Below are 22,137 nucleotides of genomic sequence, written 5' to 3'. Positions count from 1 at the left end.
CGACGGCTACTGCTTCACGTAGTTCGCCGCATTGTGCTTCTTCAACACGTCGTCGAACCGCCGGGCAAAGGCATCGTCGGCAAGCTTCTTGCGCCGCTGGATGTCGGCGGTCGCGACCATGTTCTTCTCGTGCATTTCGAGCAGGTCGCCGATGTGCTTCTGCGACGCGGCGCCGATGCCGGCCATGGTCTGCTCGGCGGTCGTGTCGACCTGGCTGCCGAGCGTGTTGATCTTGTGCGCCACGTCCTGCTGCGCCGCCGTCTTCAACGAATCCTCGAGCGCCTTGTAGAGGACGATGCGCTGCTCGGTGTCGATGGTCAGCTTGTTGATCAGCGTGTTCTGCGCCGCGATCTGGTTGTTGAGCGAATCCACGAAGGTCTGGAACATCGAGGTGTAGCGTTCCAGCGTCTGGCTCTCGGCCAGCAGCTCCTGCTCCTTGGCCTGGCGCTCATTGTATTCGGTGGCAAGCTTGGAGCGCTCGCCTTCGAGCTGGGTGCGCTGCGTCTGGTCGGTGGAGGCCGCGATGCGGTTCTCGATGTCGAGCAGCATCGGGTTCAGCTCCTCGATGCGCTTTTGCGTGGCGGTCAGGTTCTCGATCGTCACCTTGCGGCGCTCGATCACCTGGCCCAGGCTCGCCTCCGACGTCTTGTAGCGCTGGTCGAGGACGTTCTTCTGGTCCTTCAGGATGCCGACGATCGTGTCGGACTTGGCCAGCAGTTCCTGGAGGTTGCCGGCGAGCGACATGTTGCGGACGCGCTCGGTGCGCATGCGCTGCTTGCGCTGGGCGGAGAAGACACCGACGAAGCTTTCCCAGCCGGTATAGCTCTTCATGCTTTCGAACTCGGTGCCGAAAACGTTGGTGGCGTCTTCGAGCCCGATGATGAGATCGGCAATGTTGCCTTCCATCACCTTCTGCTGGTTCAGAACATCCTGGATGCGGGCGTTCTCGATGTCGAAGTCGGCGGCGCCGATCTTCTGGTCCGCCTGGGCGAACTTGTCGAGCACGACGCCGGACTGCTCGATCTTCGAGCGCATGCTCTCGACAACCTGCTTCGTCTTGGCAATTTCCGTGTCAAAATTCTGCAAGGTCGCCATGCACTGTTCTCCAATCCCTCAAATGACTTGTCGGAATATATGTGGCGACCACTGCGAATGAAAGACAATGACGTCGCAGAAACGCAAGGCAGATCAGCTTTGCGGGATCGCGCGTGCTTCGCGGAACGAGATCAGCCGACGGCGCTCCTCGCACCACAGCGTGAGTTTCACGCAGCGCAGGCTCTCCAGAATGGTGATCCGACCGGTGTTGCGCAGCTCCGGATAGTCGTTCAGCACCTCGGGCAGGCGGTAATAGGGCACCCGGCTCGACAGATGGTGGACGTGGTGAACGCCGATGTTGCCCGTCAGCCAGTTGAGCGCGGCGGGCAGATCGTAAAATGACGAGCCGTGGAGCGCCGCATCGCGGAAATCCCAGTCCTCGCCGTTCGACCAATGCGTCTCCTCGAACTGGTGCTGAACATAGAACAGCCAGATGCCGGCGCTGCCTGCCAGGACGACGATCGGGATATGCACGAGCAGGAAGGGCACCAATCCCACCGTCCAGATCAGCGCCGAGACGAGCGCCATCAGCGCGACATTCGTCGCCATGGTCGAAATCCACGGTTCGACGGAGCGCATCATGCCGAACGGCAGGCGCTGCTTGAGGCCGAACAGCCAGATCGGGCCAATGCCGAACATCACGACGGGGTGGCGATACAGGCGGTAGCCGATCTTTCCCATCGTCGATCGCTCGGAATATTCCTTGACGGTGAGCGTGGTGATGTCGCCCACGCCGCGCTCGTCGAGGTTTCCAGCCGTCGCATGGTGCGCCGCATGCGCCCTGCGCCAGTAGGCGTATGGCGTGAGCGTCAGGACGCCAAGGAACCGGCCCGTCCAGTCGTCGCCGCGCCGATGCGCGAAGAACGCGCCGTGCCCGCAATCGTGCTGGATCATGAAGAGCCGCAGGAGAAGCCCCGCGGCAGGCACCGTCAGGGCCAGGCCGACGAACCAGTAACCGTAGTGGACGGCCGCTGCGGCGAGGGTCCACAACAGCGCGAACGGGATAATCGTGATCGCGAGTTCGAACACGCTGCGTCCGCGATGCGGCGTGCGATAGCGCGCGAGCACCTTGGTCCACTGGCGCAAGGCGGCGTCTTCAGTCGACTGTGTGGCAAGATTTTTCATCGGCGCTTATACGCATCGTGATGCGGCGGGCTCAAGGCCTCAAACACACTTTGTCGACATGACGCACAATCCGACGCTCAACCGCCCGTGAAGCCGATGAAGTCCTCGGGCGCGACGCGTCCCATTTCTTCTTCCCAATGGCGCCGGCAAAGCGAGACGTAAACGTCCTTTCCGATCGCCACCTGCGCGCCCTGCCGGGCGACTTTTCCGTCCTCGCCCAGCCGCACGACCATCGTCGCCTTGCGCCCGCAACGGCATATGGTGCGGACCTCGCGCAACTCGTCGGCGAGCGCCAGAAGCGCCTTGGAACCCGGAAAGAGCTTGCCCTGGAAGTCGGTGCGCAAGCCGTAGCACATGACCGGGATGTTCAGCCTGTCGCTGACGCGCGCCAGTTGCCAGACCTGTTCATCCTCGAGAAACTGCGCCTCATCGACGAAGACGCAATGCGTCGCCGTGTGGTCGTGGTGATCGCGGATGCGCTCGAACAAATCATCGCCATCGCGGAACATCTCGGCATCGGCCTCGAGACCGATACGCGACGAGATGTAGCCGGCGCTGTCGTCGCGCCTGTAGTGCCCGGCGACGAACAGCATCGTCGCCATGCCGCGTTCGCGGTAGTTGTACGATGCCTGCAGCAGCATCGTCGTCTTGCCGGCATTCATCGTCGCATAGTGGAAGTAGAGCTTGGCCATGGCGCTATTAATCGCAAGATGCGCCGGGATGGGAGATGCGATCTGCACGCTTCCACGAAAAACGACGTCGCGACGCTCCCGATGTCGTCCGCCGGCACGTGTGCGGGTTGAAACGCACGAAGAATGGTGTTTGCTTACGGCTAATAATTCAGCCGGGCGACAAGCCCGTCCTCATGACAGCCTGAATGGGAGAATTCTATGTCACGCAGCAGGACATTCCTGATCACACTCGCCTTTTCGACCACGCTCGGAGCCGGCAGCGCGCTTGCCGCCGATCCGGCGAGCTGCCAGTCCATCACCTTCTCCGATGTCGGCTGGACCGACATCACCGCCACCACCGCGACCGCGTCCGTGGTGCTTGACGCGCTTGGCTACGAGCCGGAGACGCAGGTCCTCTCCGTGCCGGTCACCTACGCCTCGCTCAAGAACGGCGACGTGGACGTGTTCCTCGGCAACTGGATGCCGACGATGGAAGCCGACATCGCGCCCTATCGCGAGGACGGCTCGGTGGAGACGCTGGTCACCAACCTCGAAGGCGCGAAATACACGCTCGCGGTGCCGCAATACACCTACGACGCCGGCCTCAAGACCTTCGCCGACATCGCGAAGTTCAAGGACAAGCTCGGCTCCAAGATCTACGGCATCGAGCCCGGCAATGACGGCAACCGCCTGATCCTCGACATGATCGCGGCCGGTCAGTTCGATCTCGCCGGCTTCGAGGTCGTCGAGAGCTCGGAAGCGGGCATGCTCAGCCAGGTCCAGCGTTCGGCGAATTCCAAGCAGGACGTGGTCTTCCTCGGCTGGGAGCCGCATCCGATGAACGCCAATATCGAGATGGCCTATCTCGACGGCGGCGATGACGTATTCGGTCCCAATTACGGCGGCGCGACCGTGCACACCAACGTCCGCAAGGGCTACGCCACCGAATGCCCGAATGTCGGCAAGCTGCTCACCAACATGGTGTTCTCGCTCGAAATGGAAAACGAGATCATGGGCGCGATCCTCAACGACGGCACGGATGCCGAGGACGCGGCGACCGCATGGCTCAAGGCCAACCCGGCCGCGCTCGACACCTGGCTCGCCGGCGTGACGACGTTCGAAGGCGAAGACGGCGCGGCGGCAGTGAAGGCCGAACTCGGGCTGTAGGTGTAGTGAAGGGCGGGGGTAACAGGCGTCGCCTGAGCCCTCCGTTGCCCCCTCTGTCCTGCCGGGCAGAGGGCTGCGCCACGAAACGCTGAATTGCCCGACTGGCAACACCCTCGTCCCGCAGCAGTTTAACCGGAGGACCAATGGATCCGATTTCCGCGTGGGTCGCCAGCAAGGATCGCAAGATCGCGGTGGGCGAGTGGGGAAGCGACTTTTTCCAGTTCCTGACGACGAACTTCGCGTGGTTCTTCGATTCGCTGGCAAGCGTCCTAACCTCCTTCCTCAACGGCCTGATCGCATCGCTTCTCTGGCTGCCGCCGATCGCCGTCATCGCGCTGATCGCGGCGCTCGCCTTCGTGCTGAAACGCTCCTGGCAGTTGAGCCTCGGTGTCGCGCTGGGCTTTCTGTTCATTCTCAACCAGGGGCTCTGGAAGGAGACGGTCGAGACGTTGGTGCTCGTCGTCGCAGCCGCTACCGCGTCGATGGCCATTGGTGTTCCGATCGGCATCTGGGCGGCGCATAACGAGCGCGTCTACCGGTTCCTGCAGCCGGTCCTCGACCTGATGCAGACGCTGCCGACCTTCGTCTATCTGATCCCGGTCCTGATCCTGTTCGGCCTCGGTGTTGCGCCGGGCCTCATCGTAACCGTGATCTTCGCCTGCCCCGCGCCGATCCGCCTCACCTATCTCGGCATCACCTCTGTGCCGAAGCCGATGCTTGAAGCCGGCGAGGCCTTCGGCGCGACGAAGCGTCAGCTTCTCTGGAAAGTCGAGTTGCCCGCAGCACTGCCGACGATCATGGCCGGCCTCACCCAGTGCATCATGCTCTGCCTGTCGATGGTGGTGATCGCCGCACTCATCGGCGCGAACGGGCTCGGCCGCCCTGTCGTGCGCGCGCTCAATTCGATGCAGATACCGCTGGGCCTGGAGGCTGGCCTTGCGATCGTCGTGCTTGCCATCATCCTCGATCGCATGGCCCGCATCGGACAGGATGTCCGCAAATGAGCGTCGCCGTCGAGTTCAAGGACGTCGATATCATCTTCGGCAGGGAGCAGGCCGAGGCCGTCCGCATGGTCGATGCGGGCGCGGACCGCGCCGAAATCCTCGCAAAGACCGGCGCGGTGATCGGTTGCGCCGGCGCGACTCTCTCCGTCGAGCAGGGCGAGATTTCCGTGCTCATGGGCCTCTCCGGCTCGGGCAAATCGACCCTCCTGCGCGCCGTGAACGGCCTCAACAAGGTCACGCGCGGCAATGTCATCGTGCATGACGGCGACTGGTCGGCCGATGTTGTCACCTGTTCCGCAGCCGAACTGCGCAAAATCCGGCGCGAATGCGTGGCGATGGTCTTCCAGCAGTTCGCGCTTTTGCCGTGGCGCACCGTGGAGGAAAATGTCGGCTTCGGCCTCGAACTGGCCGGGCTTCCGGCAAAAGAGCGCAGCGAGCGGGTGGCTGCGCAGCTCGAACTCGTCGGCCTGACGCAATGGGCGAAGAAATACGCACACGAACTGTCCGGCGGCATGCAGCAGCGTGTCGGTCTTGCCCGCGCCTTCGCGACGCAAGCGCCGATCCTTCTCATGGACGAGCCCTTCTCCGCGCTCGATCCGCTCATCCGCACCAAATTGCAGGACGAGTTGCTGGAGCTTCAGGAGCGCCTGCACAAGACGATCATCTTCGTCAGCCACGATCTGGAGGAAGCGCTCAAGATCGGCAACCGCATCACGATCATGGAAGGCGGCAAGATCGTGCAGAGTGGCGCGCCCGAGGAAATCGTGCTCTCTCCCGCCAACGACTACGTGCGCGAGTTCATCTCGAATGTGAACCCGCTGTCGGTCCTCACCGCCTGGAATGTCATGCGCGACAAGCGTGACCTCGAGGAAGCCGGTGACGGATGGGTCTGGCTCGACCGGCGGCGCACGACACGCTTCAGGCTCGACGACAACGGCCTCGTCGTCGCCGCCGAGCGCAACGGAAGCCCGGCCATGTGGACATCCTGCGATCCGTTCGAGACGCTGCCGCCGGACTCGCATCAGGTCTACTGGGCACGGCCCGGCACGTCGCTGAAGGCCGTCATGCAGGCGATGCACCAGTCGCAGACAGCGCCTGTGGCGCTCTTCGACGACAGTTCGCGCTTCGTCGGGGCTATCGGAATCCGCGACGTCCTGAAGGCCGTCATCCGCCGGTGACCGCGTAGGGACAGGTGCCCGGGGACGCCCGTTCGCGTTCCGCCAGGAACAAATGTCCGCCTGCCGGTTGTTTGTCGCACTGCAGCAAGATAGGCTTGGGTGCTCTCGTGATCCGGCGGCTGCCGTGACGGGAACTGCCGGTCACGCGAAACGTAGTACCCCTGTACAGGAGGCACACGATGCTCGGCACGACCAAACTCCAGAAACCAGCCGGTGTTGCGACGCCAGCCCGCAAGGACCGCGATCGGTCCGTGCAGGTGAACGTTTCGCTCGGCGGCAACGAAGACGACGACGCCAGCCGGCGTCTCGTCCGCAAGATCAGGAACTCGATCACGCGCACGCTCGAACAGGAGCATGGAAACGCCTTCCGCGTGTCCTTCGTCGGCGCGGAAGCGAAGCCCGCCCCCCGCGAGGCGGACGTCAGGCCCGCCCGCAGCACCGCACCGGGATGCGGCGCATGGTGGAATTTCTGATCCACTCCCGAGGTTGACGCAGGTCTCAACCGCGCAACCGATCATCGTCGCCGCGTCTGCGGTGGCCAACCGAGGAAGCCCTTCGCGCTCAATGCGAACGGCACAGAGCAATGAGTATGACGCAACCAGACCTCGTATCGCGCAGGGAGCCGACGCCCCCTGATCGTGATGCGGTCGATCCCTCCAGTACCGCCTTCTTCTTCGACTTTGACGGCACACTCGCCGAAATCGTCCCGATCCCCGATCAGGTCCTGATCGATCCACGGGTCGTCGCGAACCTCCGCACGCTTCATCATGCATCGAACGGCGCACTCGCCGTCGTATCGGGCCGTCCGATCGAGCAACTCGACCAGCATCTGGGCGACTTCCGACCCGCCCTCGCCGGCGTGCACGGCCTCCAGTACCGCAACCCCGACGGCACGCTCGCGACGGCTCCGTTCGACGCCTCGACGGTCACGCATCTGTCGGCAGCGCTTACGCGCTTTTCGGAACAGCACACCGGGCTGATCGCGGAGACGAAGCCAGGGTCCGTCGCGCTGCACTACCGGCTGCGCCCGGATATGGAAAACGAGGCCGTGTCCTTCGGATCGATGCTCGCGAGCCAATTTCCGGGCATCGAGATGATGCATGGCAAGATGGTCGTCGAGTTGCGTCTCGGCGGGCGCAGCAAGGGCGACGCGGTCTCGCACTTCATGGCGATGCCGCCCTTTGCGGGAAAGACACCGCTCTTCGTCGGCGACGACGTGACCGACGAGGACGGCATCGCGCGCGCGAAGTCCCTCGGCGGCCTGGGCTTCAAGGTCGGCCCCGGGAACACCGCCGCGCGACGGCGGTTCGACGCAATAACGGACTTCTGGACGTGGCTCGATGCTTTGGCGCGCAGTGCGGAGCGCGACGCATCGCCCGACCGGACACAAAGAGATCGGAGTACCCCCTCATGAGCAGACTTGTCGTCGTTTCCAACCGCGTCGCGGATCTTCGAAAATCCAGCCAGTCGGGCGGGCTTGCCGTCGGCCTCGCCGATGCCCTGCGCGAGCGTGGCGGCGTCTGGTTCGGCTGGGATGGCGAGACGGTCGCCACACGGCCGACCGAAGCCAAGGTCGACGAGATCGGCAATGTGCGTATGATCTCGATGCCGATCCGGCAGGAGGACTACAACGACTACTATATCGGCTACGCCAACAGCGTGCTCTGGCCGCTGTTCCACTACCGGCTCGATCTGGTGTCGTTCCGCCCGGCCTTCTTCGAGGGCTACATGCGCGTGAACCTGCAGTTCGCATCGCTTCTCGCGCCGCATCTCGCCGACGACGATATCGTCTGGGTCCATGACTATCATCTGATCCCGCTCGCGCAGGCGCTGCGCAATCTCGGCTGTCGCCAGCGCACCGGCTTCTTCCTGCACATCCCCTTCCCGCCGCTCGACCTTCTGGCGGCGACGCCCAACCATCGCGAACTGGTCGAGGCGCTGATGCAGTATGACGTCATCGGCTTCCAGACGTCGACCGACGTCGCGAATTTCCGCCACTATCTGGACGAGTGGGGCATGGCCGAAAGCGTGGACGAGGACACGGTTCGCGTCGACCGCCGTCTGATCACCATCCGCCGCTATCCGATCGGCGTCGATGCAGATGCATTCCGCGAGATGGCGGAGCAGACGCCCGACGATGTGCGCATCGATTCGCAGCGGCGCGAAGTGCTCGGCCGCAAGCAGATCATCGGCGTCGACCGTCTCGACTATTCCAAGGGCCTGCCGGACCGGTTCCGGGCGTTCAGCCGGCTCCTGTCGCTGCATCCCGAGCTTGAGAAAAAGGTCACCTTCCTCCAGGTCGCGCCGCCGACGCGGGAGGACGTCAACGCCTATTCCGACATTCGCGAGGAGCTCGAAGGCCTCACCGGCTCGATCAACGGCCGCTTCTCGGACTTCAACTGGACCCCGCTGCGCTACATCCACCGGCCGGTCGCGCGCGAGACGCTGGCGTCGCTGTTCCGCGCGAGCCGGGTCGGCCTCGTCACGCCCTTGCGCGACGGCATGAACCTGGTCGCCAAGGAATTCGTCGCCGCGCAGGACGACGAGAACCCCGGCGTTCTCGTCCTTTCCCAGTTCGCGGGCGCGGCGGAAGAGCTCAGGGAAGCGCTGATCGTCAATCCCTACGACATTGACGGCATGGCGGAAGCCATCAACCGCGCGCTCTACATGGATCTGGACGAGCGCAAGGATCGCCAGAAGGCGCTGCGCGCGCGGGTCTCCGAACAGAACGCGCAGACCTGGCTGGAGAGCTTCCTGCGTGACCTCGAACGCCCCGGCAAACCAGTGCTTGTTCGCGACATCGACGCTTCCGCGGCATAGCGGCTGGACACGACCGCACGGGTTCCTGTTTAACGGAGCCCTCATCCTTGGTTCGTGTAACCTGCAGGGAGCGGTCTTTTTGGGCAAACACACTCTCGTCGCCGTCGGCTTGCTCGCCATGTCGCTTTGTCACCTTGCCCCGGCGCACGCCAGCGACGAGCCCCTTGCCAGAGTTCTCGCACAGGCGATCCAGCCCTGCTGGACACCGCCGCCATCGTCATCGGCGGCACGAATTTCGATCGCGCTGCGATCGGACGGCAGCTTTGCACGGCCTCCCGAAGTCCTCGATCCATCATCCTCGCCCGAAGCGACGGCGTTCGAGCAGAGCGCGGTGCGGGCATTGCTGCGCTGCGAGCCCTTTACGGCGGCATCCGGCATTCTTGCCGGCCGCAAGACCGAGATCGTCGTCAATTTCTCGCTCGACGGCATGTCGCTCTCGGAGGTCGTTGAGCCGGCCCTTGTAGGGTTGGCCGGCGTAGACGTGCGCCTGTCGCCGCCCGATGGCCTGTGCCGTGTCGACGGCGAGCGCAGCGACGCCGAGGCGCAGTACCATGAGTTTGCCGCCGGGATCGTCGAGCAGAACCTGCCGATCGCGTTCTTTCTGGAGTGCGGCCTTATCGAAGCGATCCGCATCGATGTCGACAACTTCGAATTACCGGATCGCTGGGCGGCGCTGCTTGCGCCCCACGGTCCCGATGGCTCGCCGATAGCCCTGCCCGATCGGTCGCTCGCCAGCGCCATCGACTACTATGAAGGCCTGTTCAGCCAACTGGGCGAGGACAAATCGCCATTGAACCAGGCGTTGGACGAGGTTGTGGACCGCATCGCGCGATCAAGCGGCGTCGCATTCGAAGATCGTTTTCAACGCCATGTCGATACCGACGAGCGTGCAGTCTACATCTTCACCTACACCGTTGCGAGCAACGGCACGATCACGCGGCCGATCATGGTGCTCGGCGCGTTTTCCCAGGTCTTCGGCTACCCCATCACGCTCAATCTCTATGCGCCTTTCGGTCCCGAAAGGGCGGACGAACTCCTGGACGAAGCCAAGCGCGTCATGGCCTCGCTGCATGAGGGCTCGACCCGCAGCGAATGATCCTGCCCATCTTGCATCTGCATCCCGCGGATCGCTAAGATGGGGCAAGATTGTTTTGCATCATAACAAAATTCGGAGGATTTCCATGAACCCATCAGGACAAGTCGCCATAATCACCGGCGGCGGTTCGGGCCTCGGCGAGGCAACCGCGCGCGCGCTGGCGGCGAAGGGCGCGAAGGTCGCCATTTTCGACGTCGGCATCGATCGCGCGCAGAAGGTGGCGGCCGAGCTCGGCGGCATCGCCGTGAAGTGCGACGTCTCCAGCGCCGAAGGCGGCGAAGCGGCGATGGCCGAAGTCGCCGAGAAGCTCGGCGCAGCCCGCATCCTGATCAACTGCGCCGGCATCGCCATCGCGCTGAAGACGACCAGCAAGGACGGCATCCACCCGCTGGATATGTACCGCAAGGTCATCGAGGTGAACCTCATCGGCACCTTCAACATGATCCGCCTGTTTGCAGGCCGGGCCGAGCAGCTTGAGCCGCTGGACGGCGGCGAGCGCGGCGTCATCGTCAACACGGCATCCGTCGCCGCCTATGACGGGCAGATCGGACAGGCCGCCTATTCGTCATCGAAGGGTGGCGTCGTCGGCATGACTTTGCCGATCGCACGCGACCTCGCACGCTCGGGCATCCGCGTGATGACCATCGCACCCGGCATCTTCATGACCCCGATGCTCGCCGGCCTTCCCGAAGACGCGCAGAAGTCGCTCGGCCAGCAGGTTCCGTTCCCGTCGCGTCTCGGCGATCCGGCCGAATATGGCGCGCTCGCCACCCACATCGTCGAGAATCAGATGCTCAACGGCGAGGTAATCCGCCTCGACGGCGCGATCCGCATGGCTCCCAAATAGCACTGGTGACCGCGATGGAGGCGAGCGGTTCGGACAAGACGGGGCCACTTTCGGGCTTCAGCATCATCGAGATGGCGGGACTCGGGCCCGTTCCGCTCGCCGGCCTGATGCTGGCCGAAATGGGTGCGCGTGTCGTGCGCATCGAGCGGCTGGCGAAGGATCAGGCATTCCTCAAAGTGCCGGCCGCTTTCGACCTCGACCGGCATGGCCGCGAGATCGTCAAGGTCGATCTCAAGCACGCGGAAGGCCGCGATCTCGTCCTGCGCATGATCGAGAAGGCCGACGCGATCGTCGAGGGGTTCCGGCCCGGCACGATGGAACGCCTCGGCCTCGGCCCGGATGTGGCGATGGCGCGCAATCCCGGCATCGTCTACGGCCGCATGACCGGGTTCGGCCAGGACGGCCCGCTGGCGTCGACGGCCGGTCACGACCTGACCTATCTCGCGCTGTCGGGCGTGCTTCACGCCATCGGGCCGAAGGACGGCAAGCCCGTCCCGCCGCTCAACCTCGTCGCCGACTATGGCGGCGGCACGATGTTCCTGATCATGGGCCTTCTCGCAGCGCTTCTGGAGCGGTCGCGCTCGGGGCGTGGCCAAATCGTGGATGCCGCGATGATCGACGGCGCGTCGATGCTGGCCTCGCCGTTCTTCGGCTTCATGACCGCCGGGCTCTGGCGCGACGCACGCGGGTCCAACCTGCTCGATTCCGGCTGCCCCTTCTATGACACCTATGCCTGTGCCGATGGCGGTCATGTCGCGGTAGCGTGTCTCGAACCGCAGTTCTTTGCCGAATTCTGCAAGCTTCTGCCGCTCGACAGCCGTTTCCTCGCCTTGCAGTACGATCTTTCCGCATGGAGCGACATGCGAAGGGAAATCGCCGCCCGGATCGCGCTGCGCCCGCGGGACGAATGGGCCGCGCATTTCGAACAGACGGACGCCTGCGTCGCGCCGGTCCTGTCCTTGCAGGAAGCGCCGGCGCATCCGCATAACCGCGCGCGCGCGACCCATGTCACCACATCGGGCATGACCCGCCCTGCGCCCGCGCCGCGCTTCTCGCGCACGCAAAGCCAGGTCGCGAATCTTGCCTCCACCGATATCCGCACGACGCTTGTCGCGCTCGGTATCGACAATGACGAGATCGACAGGCTTGCCAGCGAGGGCGTCGTCGGCTGATAATTGGACATTGTCAGTCAACTTCAGGCGCTCAGATGGAACAGAAGACCAAAGACGTCCTCCGCGAAACCGATGCGGAGGCGGTCAGGCTCGCGAGAACGCTGCTGCGTTCGTCGCGCCACGGGGCGCTCGCGGTGCTCGACCCCGAGACCGGCGCACCGCTGGCCAGTCGCGTTGCGGTCGCGAGCGACCATGACGGCGCGCCGCTCATCCTCGTATCCTCGCTGTCGGCGCATACCGGCGGCCTGAATGCCGATCCGCGCTGCTCACTCCTGCTCGGTGAGCCGGGCAAGGGCGATCCGCTCGCCCATGCCCGCATCACGCTTCATTGCCACGCGCGCAGGATCGCGCGCGACGATGCGGACCACGGGCGCATCGAATGGCGCTTTCTCAGCCGCAACCCCAAGTCGAGGCTGTATTCCGGTTTCGGCGATTTTTCCTTCTTCAGGCTGGAGCCCGAAAGTGCCAGCCTGAATGGCGGTTTCGGCAAGGCCTATGCGCTGGCCGCTCACGATCTTCTGGCGAGCGATTCGGCTGTCGAGCAAATTGCAACTGCCGAGAGGGGTGCGGTTGAGCACATGAACAATGACCACAGCGACGCCATCGCCAACTATGCGATCTATTTCGGCAAGGCCCCGGAACCTGCCGAATGGATCATGACCGGGGTTGATTCGGATGGTTTCGACCTCGCCGCGGGCGACCGTATCCTGCGGATTTTCTTCGCAGAACCGCTCCAAAGCGCGCAGGACATGCACAAGACGCTTGTTGCCATGGCCATAGAGGCACGCAAAGCACTCGCAACGGTCGGCTCAGAATAAGAGAATGTCATTCACGTCGTGGAACGTCGCTGGACAGTCTTGTGATTCGAGGAGATTGCGCTACGTTAGGTTGCAAGCAGGTACAATCTTTCTTGATTTGCAACCTGCTCATTCCGAATGACGTTATTGCCCCATAACGTCTACGGAAGGTGCGGCAACGGGGATATGATGGTTTCTGAGCAGCTTGTCGACAACGCAGACATGGTCGCGGAGTTTCTTTCTGCCATTGGCAATGGCAAGCGGCTGGCCATCATGTGTCATCTGCTCGGAGGAGAGATGTCCGTTGGCGAGATCGCCGAAAAGGTCGACCTGAGTCAGTCCGCGCTTTCGCAGCATCTTGCGAAGCTGCGGACGATGGGCCTGGTCGATACCCGTCGCGAACGCCAGATGATCTTCTATTCGTGCAGTTCGGAAAAAGTCCGCGAGGTACTGATCACGCTCGACGGCATTTTTGGCGACAAGGCCGCCGCGGCGCAGCAATAGCAACTTCGGGCTATCGGCCTTGCCAGAGCGGCGGAAGTAGCTAAACGCTGCTTTCTTGCGACGATCGCAACCCGGCTTGCCGGATGCGGCGTTTTCCATGGCAGGCCCATCGTGAGTCCAGAACCGATCCGCATCGACCGCGCCGACGATCCGCGCATCGCGTCCTACGGCGCCATCCGCGAGCGCGATCTGGTCGGGCGCGAGGGCCGCTTCATCGCCGAGGGGAAGGTGGTGCTCAACGTGCTGTTTTCCGCGCGGCGGTTCGAGGTGGAATCAGCGCTCATTCTCGATACCAAGCTGCCCGGCGTCGCCGAGACCCTCGCGCAGGCGCCCGCCGACATGCCGGTCTATATCGCCTCGCAGGAGGTGATGGACGCGATCGCCGGCTTTCACATCCATCGCGGCATCCTCGCGGTCGGGCGGCGTCCCGGATCCGGCAACGGGGTCGACATCTTGCTGTCGACCCTGCCGGACGACGCGCTGGTCGTCGTCCTCGTCGGCATTTCCAACCACGACAATGTCGGAGCGATCTTCCGCAACGCCGCCGCGTTCGAGGCGGATGCGGTGCTGCTCGACGCCAGCAGTTGCGACCCGCTCTACCGCAAGGCGATCCGGGTTTCCGTCGGCGCGACGTTGAAGGTGCCGTTCGTGAAGGCAGGCGGCGAGGATGATATTTTCGCAGCCCTTGCCGAGCGCGGGTTCCGGCAGTTCGCACTGTCGCCGTCCGGCGGCACCGCCCTCGGCGACGTGGACGCAAAAGGCCCGGTCGCGCTCTATCTGGGCACGGAGGGTGAAGGCCTGCCGAAAAACCTCATGGCCCGCATGACCTCCGTGCGGATCCCGATGTCGCAGGCCTTCGACAGCCTCAATGTCGGCGCCGCCTCGGCCATCGCGCTCCACCGCCTGTGGCGCGGGGCTTAGGAAAAGCATTCAGTTCTTCGCGGCATCCTGCAACGCGCGGATCCTGTCAGCGAGACTGAGAACCTCGCTCTTGCCGGCACCGCCATCGGACGACGCTTTCTCCAGCGCAGTGCGAATCGGCGAGTCCGGTTCGTCCAGCATCGCGGTCAGGTGGACGACTTCGGCCGCGAGTTCTTGGATTTGTTCGCGCAGGACGGCCTCCGCCGTACGCTCTTCGTCCTGCTCGGCGAGTGTCGAGCCTTGCGCTTCGTCGAGTTCCGCGCGCAGCTTCTTGTTTTCGCGCGTCAGCGTCGCCAGCCGGCTTTCGAGACGTTCGTTGAGGTCCGGATCGCCGTTGTCGGCCGGTTCCGTTCCCCGCAGCCGTGCAAGCTCACGCTCGCGTCGGTCAAGCTTCTCCTCGCGGTCGCTCAGTTCGGCCATCAGGCGCTCGACCCGCTTTTCCAGACCGGAAATCTTGCGCTGATCGTTGCGCTGCGCCTCTTTCAGCGTCTTGTTCTCCGCCGCGATCTCCCGCACCCGGCGATCCGCTTCCTTGCGCTCGCCACGCAGCTTGGAGAGGTCGTCCGAGAGTTGCTCGATCCTGTTTTCCTGCGCCACCATTTCGATCTGCCTGCCGGAGGCCGAAAAGCTCGCTTCATCATACATGCGGCCGAGATTCTCGATCTCGAGACCGCGTTTTTCGAGTTCCCGCTCCGCTTCGGCCAGCCGCTCGAACAGTCTCTGCGCCTGCTCGTCGCGCTTGCTCAGTTCGGCGCGCGTGGCTTCGATATCGCCTTCCAGCTTGCCGATGACCTGCTGCTTCTCGTCACGCTCCCGGCCGATCCGCTTCAGTTCGTCCTGATTGCGGTTGATCTCGATGAACTGGTTCGCCGCCTTTTCACGCGATGCCTTCTCGCTCATTTCGAGCCGCCGGGTGGACATGGCGAACTCCGCGCGCAGGCGGTCCTTGTCGGCCTGGATCTGATCGAGTGTCATCGGAATGGACGCCTCGACGCGCCGGCGCGTGAGCACGACCGCGCGCCGCCAGATCGCGGGCGCGACCATGAGCGCGAGCAGGCCCGCGCTCAGGAAACCGAGGATGAAGAAAAGCGTCGTCTGGATCACGTGTCTCGTCCAACCCGGGCCGCGCGTCTGCGCACGCGGCAGGTCCCTTGTCGCCTATCTGCCATGGCGCGGGACCATGAATCCAGTGCCCTCCGCGAAGACGGGCGCGGAAAGCTCAGGACGGCCCGAAATCCGCCTGTCTCAGAACGGATTCCAGGTGGGCTGCTGGGTGAGCTTCAGGTACCCGACATTGACGCCGAGGCGCGCGCCGACGCCCGTGCGCACCGGAACCAGAAGCACCGGCCCGTTCTTCATCACGTTGAAACCGAGACCGGCCACGACATAGGCCGAGCCCGCCACGCCGCCGAAGCGGCGATAGAGCGAACCGATGCTGTCGAGGTTGTAGACGAGGATCATCGTCCGCGAGCCCTGCCCGCCGAGATCCCAGCCCAGCGAGGGCCCCTGCCAGAAGACCGGATGGTCGCCGACATTCTTGGTGTACAGCGTGCCCTCGCCGAAGGTGAGGCCGCCGAAGATCGCGCCCGAGCCTTCCTCGCCCAGGATGTAGCCGTTCGGCATCCCGTAGGACGCGAAGACCTGCTCCACGACGCTCGCCAGCCCGCCGGATGTCGAGCCGAAGAAATGGTGCCCGGAATCCAAGATTTCCTGGGCGGTGAAAGGTTGGCCAGCGCTTGCGTGCGACGGTCCCGCCGTCGATGTCGCAGCAGCCAGCGCGAACAGCATCGCTGCCGCGAGTCTCGTCAATTCGCGAGGAAAAAGCCTGCGTAACATGCTTCTAGTCTCCGTCTCGGTTCGCCCCGTCGCGCCTCCGGCGAGTGGCGGCTCTTGAGGCCGCGTCGAAACGCCAATGCCCGTAAAACTATGCTGCAAACCTTATCCAACCATTAACCATTCAATGAGGCCCGCAATTCCGTGCCTTCGATGGTGCGAGGCCGCTCTTGTCGTGGGCTTTCGTGGCAATTTCGCGAGCGCGTTTCCTTGTCGCTCCGCGCTGCCTGTGTAACCAATGGCGTCTGATGAAAGTCGTGATTCGCCAGCGAAACGGCATTGCCGGTGGATGCGATTCGCGCTCCTGACCAACGGGGAAACACCTGAATGGCCGACGTACTGACACTTTCCGCGACCGATCTTGCCGCTCTCCTGTGCAGCCGCGTCTGCCACGACATCATCTCGCCGGTCGGCGCGATCAACAACGGCCTGGAACTTCTCGATGAGGGCGGCGCGGACGAAGACGCGATGCGCCTCATCAGGGCCAGCGCGCGCAACGCCTCGGCGCGGCTGCAATTCGCCCGCATCGCGTTCGGCGCGGCCGGTTCGGCCGGCATGCAGATCGACACCGGCGACGCGGAATCCGTCGCGACTGCCTTCCTGGCGAACGAAAAGCCCGAATTCATCTGGAAGGGCGGTCGCGCGCTGCTGCCGAAGAACAAGGTCAAGCTTCTCCTCAACCTCATTCTCGTCGCCAATGGCGGCATCCCGCGCGGCGGCACGCTGACCGTCGAGCTTCACGATCTGGAAACGGCACCACGCTTCACGCTGACGGCAAGGGGTCCGATGGTTCGGGTGCCGGCGCGGTTCCTCGAATTGCACTCGGGCGTCAAGTCCGACGAGCCGATCGATGCCCACGCCGTCCAGCCCTATTACGCGCTGCTTCTGGCGCGCGAAGCTGGCATGACGATCTCGATCCACGCCTCTCCCGAAGAGATCGTCCTGACCGTCGTCTGAGGCGTTTGCGAACTGGCGGCGCAACTCGGGATTTACGCAATATTTAGCTAGCTGCTTACCCCGATCTTTACCGGCGGAACCTAGTCTCGTGACCGACAGTAAACTGTGGGCATGAGGGGTGGGCCATGAAACGCTGCATGATCGTCGATGATTCGAGCGTCATCAGGAAAGTCGCAAAACGCATTCTCGGCGGGCCTGAGATGATCGTAATCGAGGCCGTCAGCGGTGTCGAGGCATTGTCGATGTGCGAAGCGGACATGCCCGACATCATCGTCGTCGACATGAGCCTGCCCGACATGACGGCCGAGGATTTCATCCGGCAGGCGCTTGCGATCGACGAACGCGAGCGGCCCAACATCGTCATCTGCATGACGGAATTCGACGTCGGCTCGATCATGCGTGCGAAACGCGCCGGCGCCAGGGGCTACATTCTGAAGCCGTTCAACCGGCCCCAGCTTCTCGAACGGTTTCGCGAGATGCAGATCGCCGCATAACTGCCTTCACAACACGAAAAACCCGGCGCGAGGCCGGGTTTTTTTATGAATTTCAATGACTTGCCGATCAGGCGCTTTCGCGAACTTCTTCCGGCTCGCGCAGCACGTAGCCGCGGCCCCAGACCGTCTCGATGAAGTTCTGGCCGCCGGAGGCAGCGTCGAGCTTCTTGCGCAGCTTGCAGATGAAGACGTCGATGATCTTCAATTCCGGCTCGTCCATGCCGCCATAGAGATGATTGAGGAACATCTCCTTGGTGAGCGTGGTGCCCTTGCGGAGCGAAAGCAGCTCCAGCATCTGGTATTCCTTGCCCGTCAGGTGAACGCGCTGGCCGCCGACCTCGACGGTCTTGGCATCCAGGTTCACGACGAGGTCGCCGGTGTTGATGACCGACTGCGCGTGCCCCTTGGAACGGCGAACGATGGCGTGGATACGCGCAACGAGCTCGTCCTTGTGGAACGGCTTGGTCATGTAGTCGTCGGCGCCGAAGCCGAGGCCGCGAACCTTGTCCTCGATGCCGGCCATGCCGGACAGGATCAGGATCGGAGTTTTGACCTTCGACAGGCGCAATGTCCTCAGGACCTCGTAGCCCGACATGTCCGGCAGGTTCAGGTCCAGGAGAATGATGTCGTAGTCGTAGAGCTTGCCGAGATCGACACCCTCTTCGCCCAAATCGGTCGTATAGACATTGAAGCTTTCCGACTTGAGCATGAGTTCGATGCTCTGTGCGGTGGCACTATCGTCTTCAATGAGCAGAACGCGCATTTATGTCCCCTTTTCCCGCCGCCAAATCGGGTTCAGCGAGCTTCCGGCAATGGACCGGTGATTTCTGAATCGGAGGCTGCCATGCAATGGTTAACAAAATATGATTCAGCATGGCAAGTGATATTCGACCGTTTCAGATTTTTGCCGTATCCGATTGATTCTCAACGTAAATCGCAAAAACGAAAAGTTAATGCGATGGTTCAGCAAACACCGGCAAGTGCCTCATTGGGAGTCACTTTGCCGATCGCGGCCCGGTCGAGCATCTTTACCCGCCCTTAAGCCCTCTGCGCTATGATTAACAATGCGCGTAAACGAATGGTTACCGTCGCGACCGAAGTTTAGGAATTTGTTTCCATTCGCGGCTGGACAATGGTGGCCCCGGAGCAAAAGCGGGGCAACGGAAACAGGACGTGCGCGCGAGTATGCGTTTCGGGAGTAGCAAGTGATGAAATCACGTGAGAACCTGGTGCGGCTGAAGCAGTTTCAGGTCAACGAGAAGCGCAAGCAGCTCTTGCAGCTCGATATGATGATCGCCGAATTCGATCGCATGGCGACCGAACTCGACCTGCAGATCACCGCGGAAGAGAAGAAGGCCGGCATCACCGACCTCAACCACTTCGCCTATCCGACCTTCGCGAAGGCCGCGCGCCTGCGCCGCGACAATCTCAAGAACTCGCAGGCCGACCTGCAGCAGCAGCGCGAAGCAGCCCAATCGCTGCTCGACGAGGCCGAGGCCGAGCTTTCCAAGGCCGAAATGCTGGAATCCCGCGACACCAAGTCCCCCCGCGAGCCCGACACCGCCCGCAGCGCGATGATCGGCTAACGAAGCGAACCTTCGCGGACCGCCACGACATCGGGTGAAGTGGGCTCGGATAGGGCGACGGCTATCGACGAGCGTTCCCACCCGCCGCGTCAACGTCGCATCAGAACCGGGGACCGCGCCCCCACTTCGTCATCCCAAGGCATCCCACCCACTTCGTCATCCTCGAGCGAAGCTCGATGCGCAGACCCGGGGATCCATGCCTCGCCGCCTCCGCCGCAGGGTGGTGCAGAACTTGGCACTCACAGCACATCCCAAATTGACGAACATCGGGACCACCCCGCTCGTCACCAACTGACGAGGCATGGATTCCCGGGTCTTCCTCCGCTCCGCTCCGGTCGCCCGAGAATGACGAAGTGAGGTGGTTTCGGCTGAGCCAGGTTCGGAGGCGGTGACGGTTTCCGGTGAGCCTACCCCATCCACTTCGTCATCCTCGGGCGGAGCGTCGAGCAAAGCTCGATACGCAGACCCGGGGATCCATGCCTCGCCGGCCCCGCTGCTGGGTGGCGCAGAACTTGGCACTCACCGCACATCCCAAATTGACGAACCATCGGGACCACCCCGCTCGTCACCAACTGACGAGGCATGGATTCCCGGGTCTTCCTCCGCTTCGCTCCGGTCGCCCGAGAATGACGAAAGTGAGGTGGTTTCGGCTGAGCCAGGTTCGGAGGCGGTGACGGTTTCCGGTGAGCGTTCCCCCACCCACTTCGTCATCCTCGGGCGGAGCGTCGAGCGAAGCTCGATGCGCAGACCCGGGGATCCATGCCTCGCCGGTCCCGCCGCAGGGTGGCGCAGAACCGGGCGCGTCTCTGGGGCGTAGCGAGAAAGCGCGAAAGCTCTTCCTTCTCCCCGTTTACGGGGAGAAGGTGCCCGAAGGGCGGATGAGGGGCAGCGCGAACCTCAAAATGCCTTGACTGAAAGATAGGAACGACCGGGATAGAACCGGCCCCGCGCCTGAAGCCCGCCCCTCATCCGGCACTTCGTGCCACCTTCTCCCCGCAAGCAGGGAGAAGGAAGAGCGCCAACGCTCTCCGCCCGACAAAAACGCCTGTGGAGGCGCGAGCCGTCGAGCTCGTCGCCTCCACGATTTTTAGACAGGCCACACGAAAGCCGGGAACGGCTGCCTAGTGCCTGTATTGCTGGATCCGCGTGGTGCGCAGGCCCGCAAGGCCGTATTCGTCGATCGAGGCCTGCCAGGACAGGAACTCCTCGACCGTCAGCTTGTATCGCTGACAGGCTTCCTCGAGACTGAGCAAGCCACCGCGAACGGCTGCAACGACTTCCGCCTTGCGTCGAATGACCCAACGCCGCGTGTTCGACGGCGGAAGATCAGCGATCGTAAGCGGGCTTCCGTCAGGACCTATGACGTATTTCACCCGCGGTCTAACCAGATCGGTCATCGTACTCTCTACACAAACTCAAGGAACCAATCGACGCAACACTAACGCGCCAGCTTTAAAAATTGCCTAAGCTCGTGCTAATCCATAAGTAAGGAGTATGAATCCCGCGTTAGGCTTTGCCGCGGCATTTGATGAGCATTTTAGCCAACGTGGCCAGGGCTCGTGCGCAGCCTCCAAGACCGTGGCTTTCAGCGGGTGCTTGACCTATATTCGGGTCGAAGGCATTACCTGTCCCGATCAACAGCCAATGCGAAGCGGAAACCACGCATCATGAACAGCCTCGATCTTCCCGGTCGCCCGGAAGAGACGCGAGTCGTCGTCGCGATGTCTGGTGGCGTCGATTCGTCGGTCGTCGCGGGCCTGCTCAAGAACGAGGGCTATGACGTCGTCGGCGTCACGCTCCAGCTCTACGATCACGGCGCCGCCACCCACCGCGCCGGATCGTGCTGCGCCGGCCAGGACATCGACGATGCGCGCCGCGTCTCCGAAACGCTCGGCATCCCGCATTACGTGCTCGACTATGAAGAGCGCTTCCGCAAGGCGGTCATCGACCCGTTCACCGAAAGCTACGTCGCGGGCGAGACGCCGATCCCTTGCGTGTCGTGCAACCAGACCGTCAAGTTCGCCGATCTCCTGCAGACCGCCCGCGAACTCGGCGCCGACGCTCTTGCCACCGGCCACTACATCCGCTCACGCGCCAATGGCGCTCATCGTGCGCTCTATCGCCCGGTCGATGCCGACCGCGACCAGAGCTACTTCCTGTTCGCCACCACGCAGGCACAGATCGACTTCTTGCGCTTTCCGCTCGGCGGCATGTCGAAGCCGGAGGTCCGCGCCGCCGCGGAGGCGATGGGACTGTCCGTCGCCACCAAGCAGGACAGCCAGGACATCTGCTTCGTTCCGCAGGGCCGCTATACCGATATCATCGCCAAGCTGAATCCGACGGCGGCGACGCCGGGCGACATCGTTCACATCGATGGCCGCGTTCTCGGCCGTCATGACGGCATTTTGCGCTACACGATCGGCCAGCGGCGCGGCATCGGCATCGCATCGGGCGAACCGCTCTTTGTCGTACATCTCGACGCCGATCGTGCCCGCGTCATCGTCGGGCCCCGCGAGGCGCTCGAGACGCACAAGATCATGCTGCGCGACATGAACTGGCTGGGCGACGACGATCTTTCGGCCCTGCCGAACGAAGGCCTCGAACTCTTCGCCAAGGTGCGCTCCACGCGCCCGCCGCGACCGGCCGTGCTGCATCATCGCGATGGCGCGACGTGGGTCGAACTGGTGGATGGCGAATCAGGCATCGCGCCGGGACAGGCCTGCGTTCTCTACCGCGAGGATGGCGACGAGGCGCGCGTGCTCGGCGGCGGCTTCATCGAGCGGTCGGAGCGCGGCGCCGAAGCCGAAGCCATGCTGAACCGGCTGGCCTCGATGCCCCCAGCGCGCCAGAGCGCCTGAGGCCACCGGCCT

The 22,137-nt window shown here is 63.4% G+C and carries 23 protein-coding genes; 16 read left to right on the top strand and 7 right to left on the bottom strand.

The genetic code is table 11. The features are described 5' to 3' along the window. Positions 1-6 precede the first annotated feature (6 nt). From AAFN55_RS04365 to AAFN55_RS04355, 3 genes are all read right to left on the bottom strand, one after another. Positions 7-1,095: a hypothetical protein gene (locus AAFN55_RS04365; RefSeq protein WP_347797652.1), complete on the bottom strand. Its 1,089-nt coding sequence runs from the start codon at positions 1,093-1,095 to the stop codon at positions 7-9. A gap of 93 nt (positions 1,096-1,188) precedes the next feature. After that, positions 1,189-2,220: a fatty acid desaturase gene (locus AAFN55_RS04360; RefSeq protein WP_347797651.1), complete on the bottom strand. Its 1,032-nt coding sequence runs from the start codon at positions 2,218-2,220 to the stop codon at positions 1,189-1,191. Positions 2,221-2,297: 77 nt separating this feature from the next. Further along, positions 2,298-2,912, bottom strand: a complete 615-nt coding sequence (locus AAFN55_RS04355) for a thymidine kinase (protein ID WP_347797650.1) — start codon at positions 2,910-2,912, stop codon at positions 2,298-2,300. A gap of 198 nt (positions 2,913-3,110) precedes the next feature. Between AAFN55_RS04355 and AAFN55_RS04350 the strand changes: the two genes are divergently transcribed. The 12 genes from AAFN55_RS04350 to AAFN55_RS04295 all read left to right on the top strand — a co-directional run bounded on the left by AAFN55_RS04350 (position 3,111) and on the right by AAFN55_RS04295 (position 14,397). Next, the gene (locus tag AAFN55_RS04350) at positions 3,111-4,058 is read left to right on the top strand and encodes a choline ABC transporter substrate-binding protein (RefSeq protein ID WP_347797649.1); all 948 of its coding nucleotides are present in this window, start codon (positions 3,111-3,113) and stop codon (positions 4,056-4,058) included. A 143-nt stretch (positions 4,059-4,201) separates the two neighbouring features. Next, on the top strand, positions 4,202-5,062 hold the full coding sequence (gene choW / locus AAFN55_RS04345; protein ID WP_347797648.1) for a choline ABC transporter permease subunit: 861 nt from the start codon (positions 4,202-4,204) through the stop codon (positions 5,060-5,062). Next, positions 5,059-6,240 (top strand): choline ABC transporter ATP-binding protein, encoded by a 1,182-nt coding sequence (choV, locus tag AAFN55_RS04340; RefSeq protein ID WP_347797647.1) that lies wholly within the window; start codon positions 5,059-5,061, stop codon positions 6,238-6,240. The genes choW and choV overlap by 4 nt, the downstream gene beginning before the upstream one ends. A gap of 179 nt (positions 6,241-6,419) precedes the next feature. Then, a complete protein-coding gene (locus AAFN55_RS04335; RefSeq protein WP_347797646.1) occupies positions 6,420-6,713 on the top strand; it encodes a hypothetical protein in 294 nt (97 codons plus the stop codon). A gap of 116 nt (positions 6,714-6,829) precedes the next feature. Then, the gene (otsB, locus tag AAFN55_RS04330) at positions 6,830-7,654 is read left to right on the top strand and encodes a trehalose-phosphatase (RefSeq protein WP_347797645.1); all 825 of its coding nucleotides are present in this window, start codon (positions 6,830-6,832) and stop codon (positions 7,652-7,654) included. Beyond that, positions 7,651-9,060 carry an alpha,alpha-trehalose-phosphate synthase (UDP-forming) gene (otsA, locus tag AAFN55_RS04325; RefSeq protein WP_347797644.1) on the top strand — a complete coding sequence of 470 codons (1,410 nt, stop codon included), beginning with the start codon at positions 7,651-7,653 and terminating at the stop codon, positions 9,058-9,060. Before otsB ends, otsA begins: the two co-directional genes overlap by 4 nt. 79 nt (positions 9,061-9,139) lie before the next feature. After that, the gene (locus tag AAFN55_RS04320; RefSeq protein ID WP_347797643.1) at positions 9,140-10,156 is read left to right on the top strand and encodes a hypothetical protein; all 1,017 of its coding nucleotides are present in this window, start codon (positions 9,140-9,142) and stop codon (positions 10,154-10,156) included. Between the two features lie 85 nt (positions 10,157-10,241). Then, positions 10,242-11,003 carry a 3-hydroxyacyl-CoA dehydrogenase gene (locus AAFN55_RS04315; RefSeq protein WP_347797642.1) on the top strand — a complete coding sequence of 254 codons (762 nt, stop codon included), beginning with the start codon at positions 10,242-10,244 and terminating at the stop codon, positions 11,001-11,003. A 14-nt stretch (positions 11,004-11,017) separates the two neighbouring features. Beyond that, positions 11,018-12,175 (top strand): CaiB/BaiF CoA-transferase family protein, encoded by a 1,158-nt coding sequence (locus AAFN55_RS04310; RefSeq protein ID WP_347797641.1) that lies wholly within the window; start codon positions 11,018-11,020, stop codon positions 12,173-12,175. A gap of 35 nt (positions 12,176-12,210) precedes the next feature. Continuing rightward, positions 12,211-12,993: a HugZ family protein gene (locus tag AAFN55_RS04305; RefSeq protein WP_347797640.1), complete on the top strand. Its 783-nt coding sequence runs from the start codon at positions 12,211-12,213 to the stop codon at positions 12,991-12,993. Positions 12,994-13,161: 168 nt separating this feature from the next. Continuing rightward, entirely contained in the window at positions 13,162-13,476 is a 315-nt protein-coding gene (locus AAFN55_RS04300) for a metalloregulator ArsR/SmtB family transcription factor (RefSeq protein ID WP_347797639.1), read from the top strand. Positions 13,477-13,587: 111 nt separating this feature from the next. Beyond that, positions 13,588-14,397, top strand: a complete 810-nt coding sequence (locus AAFN55_RS04295; protein ID WP_347797638.1) for an RNA methyltransferase — start codon at positions 13,588-13,590, stop codon at positions 14,395-14,397. 9 nt (positions 14,398-14,406) lie between these two features. Here the strand turns inward: AAFN55_RS04295 and AAFN55_RS04290 are convergent, their stop codons facing one another. Together AAFN55_RS04290 and AAFN55_RS04285 are read right to left on the bottom strand one after the other, a co-directional pair. After that, positions 14,407-15,501: a hypothetical protein gene (locus AAFN55_RS04290; protein WP_347797637.1), complete on the bottom strand. Its 1,095-nt coding sequence runs from the start codon at positions 15,499-15,501 to the stop codon at positions 14,407-14,409. A gap of 141 nt (positions 15,502-15,642) precedes the next feature. Further along, positions 15,643-16,233, bottom strand: coding sequence for an EipA family protein (locus tag AAFN55_RS04285; protein WP_347797636.1), 591 nt, complete (start codon positions 16,231-16,233; stop codon positions 15,643-15,645). A 324-nt stretch (positions 16,234-16,557) separates the two neighbouring features. On the opposite strand from AAFN55_RS04285, the gene AAFN55_RS04280 reads away from it, so the two are divergent. Beyond that, positions 16,558-17,187: a histidine phosphotransferase family protein gene (locus AAFN55_RS04280; protein ID WP_347797635.1), complete on the top strand. Its 630-nt coding sequence runs from the start codon at positions 16,558-16,560 to the stop codon at positions 17,185-17,187. A gap of 125 nt (positions 17,188-17,312) precedes the next feature. Further along, positions 17,313-17,681 carry a response regulator gene (locus tag AAFN55_RS04275; RefSeq protein WP_347797634.1) on the top strand — a complete coding sequence of 123 codons (369 nt, stop codon included), beginning with the start codon at positions 17,313-17,315 and terminating at the stop codon, positions 17,679-17,681. Between the two features lie 67 nt (positions 17,682-17,748). Here AAFN55_RS04275 and ctrA read toward each other — a convergent pair whose 3' ends face one another. Then, positions 17,749-18,444 (bottom strand): cell cycle two-component system response regulator CtrA, encoded by a 696-nt coding sequence (ctrA, locus tag AAFN55_RS04270; RefSeq protein WP_347797633.1) that lies wholly within the window; start codon positions 18,442-18,444, stop codon positions 17,749-17,751. A 445-nt stretch (positions 18,445-18,889) separates the two neighbouring features. Here ctrA and AAFN55_RS04265 point away from each other — a divergent pair, with 445 nt between their 5' ends. Next, on the top strand, positions 18,890-19,267 hold the full coding sequence (locus AAFN55_RS04265) for a flagellar export protein FliJ (protein ID WP_347797632.1): 378 nt from the start codon (positions 18,890-18,892) through the stop codon (positions 19,265-19,267). Between the two features lie 1,121 nt (positions 19,268-20,388). Here AAFN55_RS04265 and AAFN55_RS04260 read toward each other — a convergent pair. After that, a complete protein-coding gene (locus AAFN55_RS04260; protein ID WP_024849925.1) occupies positions 20,389-20,664 on the bottom strand; it encodes a DUF1153 domain-containing protein in 276 nt (91 codons plus the stop codon). 270 nt (positions 20,665-20,934) lie between these two features. Between AAFN55_RS04260 and mnmA the strand changes: the two genes are divergently transcribed. Beyond that, positions 20,935-22,125, top strand: a complete 1,191-nt coding sequence (gene mnmA, locus AAFN55_RS04255) for a tRNA 2-thiouridine(34) synthase MnmA (protein WP_347797631.1) — start codon at positions 20,935-20,937, stop codon at positions 22,123-22,125. Positions 22,126-22,137 lie beyond the last annotated feature (12 nt).

It is taken from the genome of Mesorhizobium sp. CAU 1732 (genome assembly GCF_039888675.1).
In the GTDB taxonomy this organism is placed as follows: Bacteria; Pseudomonadota; Alphaproteobacteria; order Rhizobiales; family Rhizobiaceae; genus Aerobium.
This window is presented reverse-complemented; position numbering and strand designations above follow the sequence as displayed.

What these genes read in the sequence shown, in the direction of transcription:
- AAFN55_RS04310 (WP_347797641.1), top strand. Translation starts at nt 11,018, where the DNA reads ATGGAGGCGAGCGGTTCGGACAAGACGGGGCCACTTTCGGGCTTCAGC.
- choV (WP_347797647.1), top strand. Translation starts at nt 5,059, where the DNA reads ATGAGCGTCGCCGTCGAGTTCAAGGACGTCGATATCATCTTCGGCAGG.
- AAFN55_RS04260 (WP_024849925.1), bottom strand. Translation starts at nt 20,664, where the DNA reads ATGACCGATCTGGTTAGACCGCGGGTGAAATACGTCATAGGTCCTGAC.
- AAFN55_RS04305 (WP_347797640.1), top strand. Translation starts at nt 12,211, where the DNA reads ATGGAACAGAAGACCAAAGACGTCCTCCGCGAAACCGATGCGGAGGCG.
- ctrA (WP_347797633.1), bottom strand. Translation starts at nt 18,444, where the DNA reads ATGCGCGTTCTGCTCATTGAAGACGATAGTGCCACCGCACAGAGCATC.
- AAFN55_RS04365 (WP_347797652.1), bottom strand. Translation starts at nt 1,095, where the DNA reads ATGGCGACCTTGCAGAATTTTGACACGGAAATTGCCAAGACGAAGCAG.
- AAFN55_RS04355 (WP_347797650.1), bottom strand. Translation starts at nt 2,912, where the DNA reads ATGGCCAAGCTCTACTTCCACTATGCGACGATGAATGCCGGCAAGACG.
- mnmA (WP_347797631.1), top strand. Translation starts at nt 20,935, where the DNA reads ATGAACAGCCTCGATCTTCCCGGTCGCCCGGAAGAGACGCGAGTCGTC.
- AAFN55_RS04315 (WP_347797642.1), top strand. Translation starts at nt 10,242, where the DNA reads ATGAACCCATCAGGACAAGTCGCCATAATCACCGGCGGCGGTTCGGGC.
- AAFN55_RS04360 (WP_347797651.1), bottom strand. Translation starts at nt 2,220, where the DNA reads ATGAAAAATCTTGCCACACAGTCGACTGAAGACGCCGCCTTGCGCCAG.
- AAFN55_RS04350 (WP_347797649.1), top strand. Translation starts at nt 3,111, where the DNA reads ATGTCACGCAGCAGGACATTCCTGATCACACTCGCCTTTTCGACCACG.
- AAFN55_RS04265 (WP_347797632.1), top strand. Translation starts at nt 18,890, where the DNA reads ATGAAATCACGTGAGAACCTGGTGCGGCTGAAGCAGTTTCAGGTCAAC.
- choW (WP_347797648.1), top strand. Translation starts at nt 4,202, where the DNA reads ATGGATCCGATTTCCGCGTGGGTCGCCAGCAAGGATCGCAAGATCGCG.
- otsB (WP_347797645.1), top strand. Translation starts at nt 6,830, where the DNA reads ATGACGCAACCAGACCTCGTATCGCGCAGGGAGCCGACGCCCCCTGAT.
- AAFN55_RS04280 (WP_347797635.1), top strand. Translation starts at nt 16,558, where the DNA reads ATGGCCGACGTACTGACACTTTCCGCGACCGATCTTGCCGCTCTCCTG.
- AAFN55_RS04335 (WP_347797646.1), top strand. Translation starts at nt 6,420, where the DNA reads ATGCTCGGCACGACCAAACTCCAGAAACCAGCCGGTGTTGCGACGCCA.
- AAFN55_RS04300 (WP_347797639.1), top strand. Translation starts at nt 13,162, where the DNA reads ATGGTTTCTGAGCAGCTTGTCGACAACGCAGACATGGTCGCGGAGTTT.
- otsA (WP_347797644.1), top strand. Translation starts at nt 7,651, where the DNA reads ATGAGCAGACTTGTCGTCGTTTCCAACCGCGTCGCGGATCTTCGAAAA.
- AAFN55_RS04275 (WP_347797634.1), top strand. Translation starts at nt 17,313, where the DNA reads ATGAAACGCTGCATGATCGTCGATGATTCGAGCGTCATCAGGAAAGTC.
- AAFN55_RS04285 (WP_347797636.1), bottom strand. Translation starts at nt 16,233, where the DNA reads ATGTTACGCAGGCTTTTTCCTCGCGAATTGACGAGACTCGCGGCAGCG.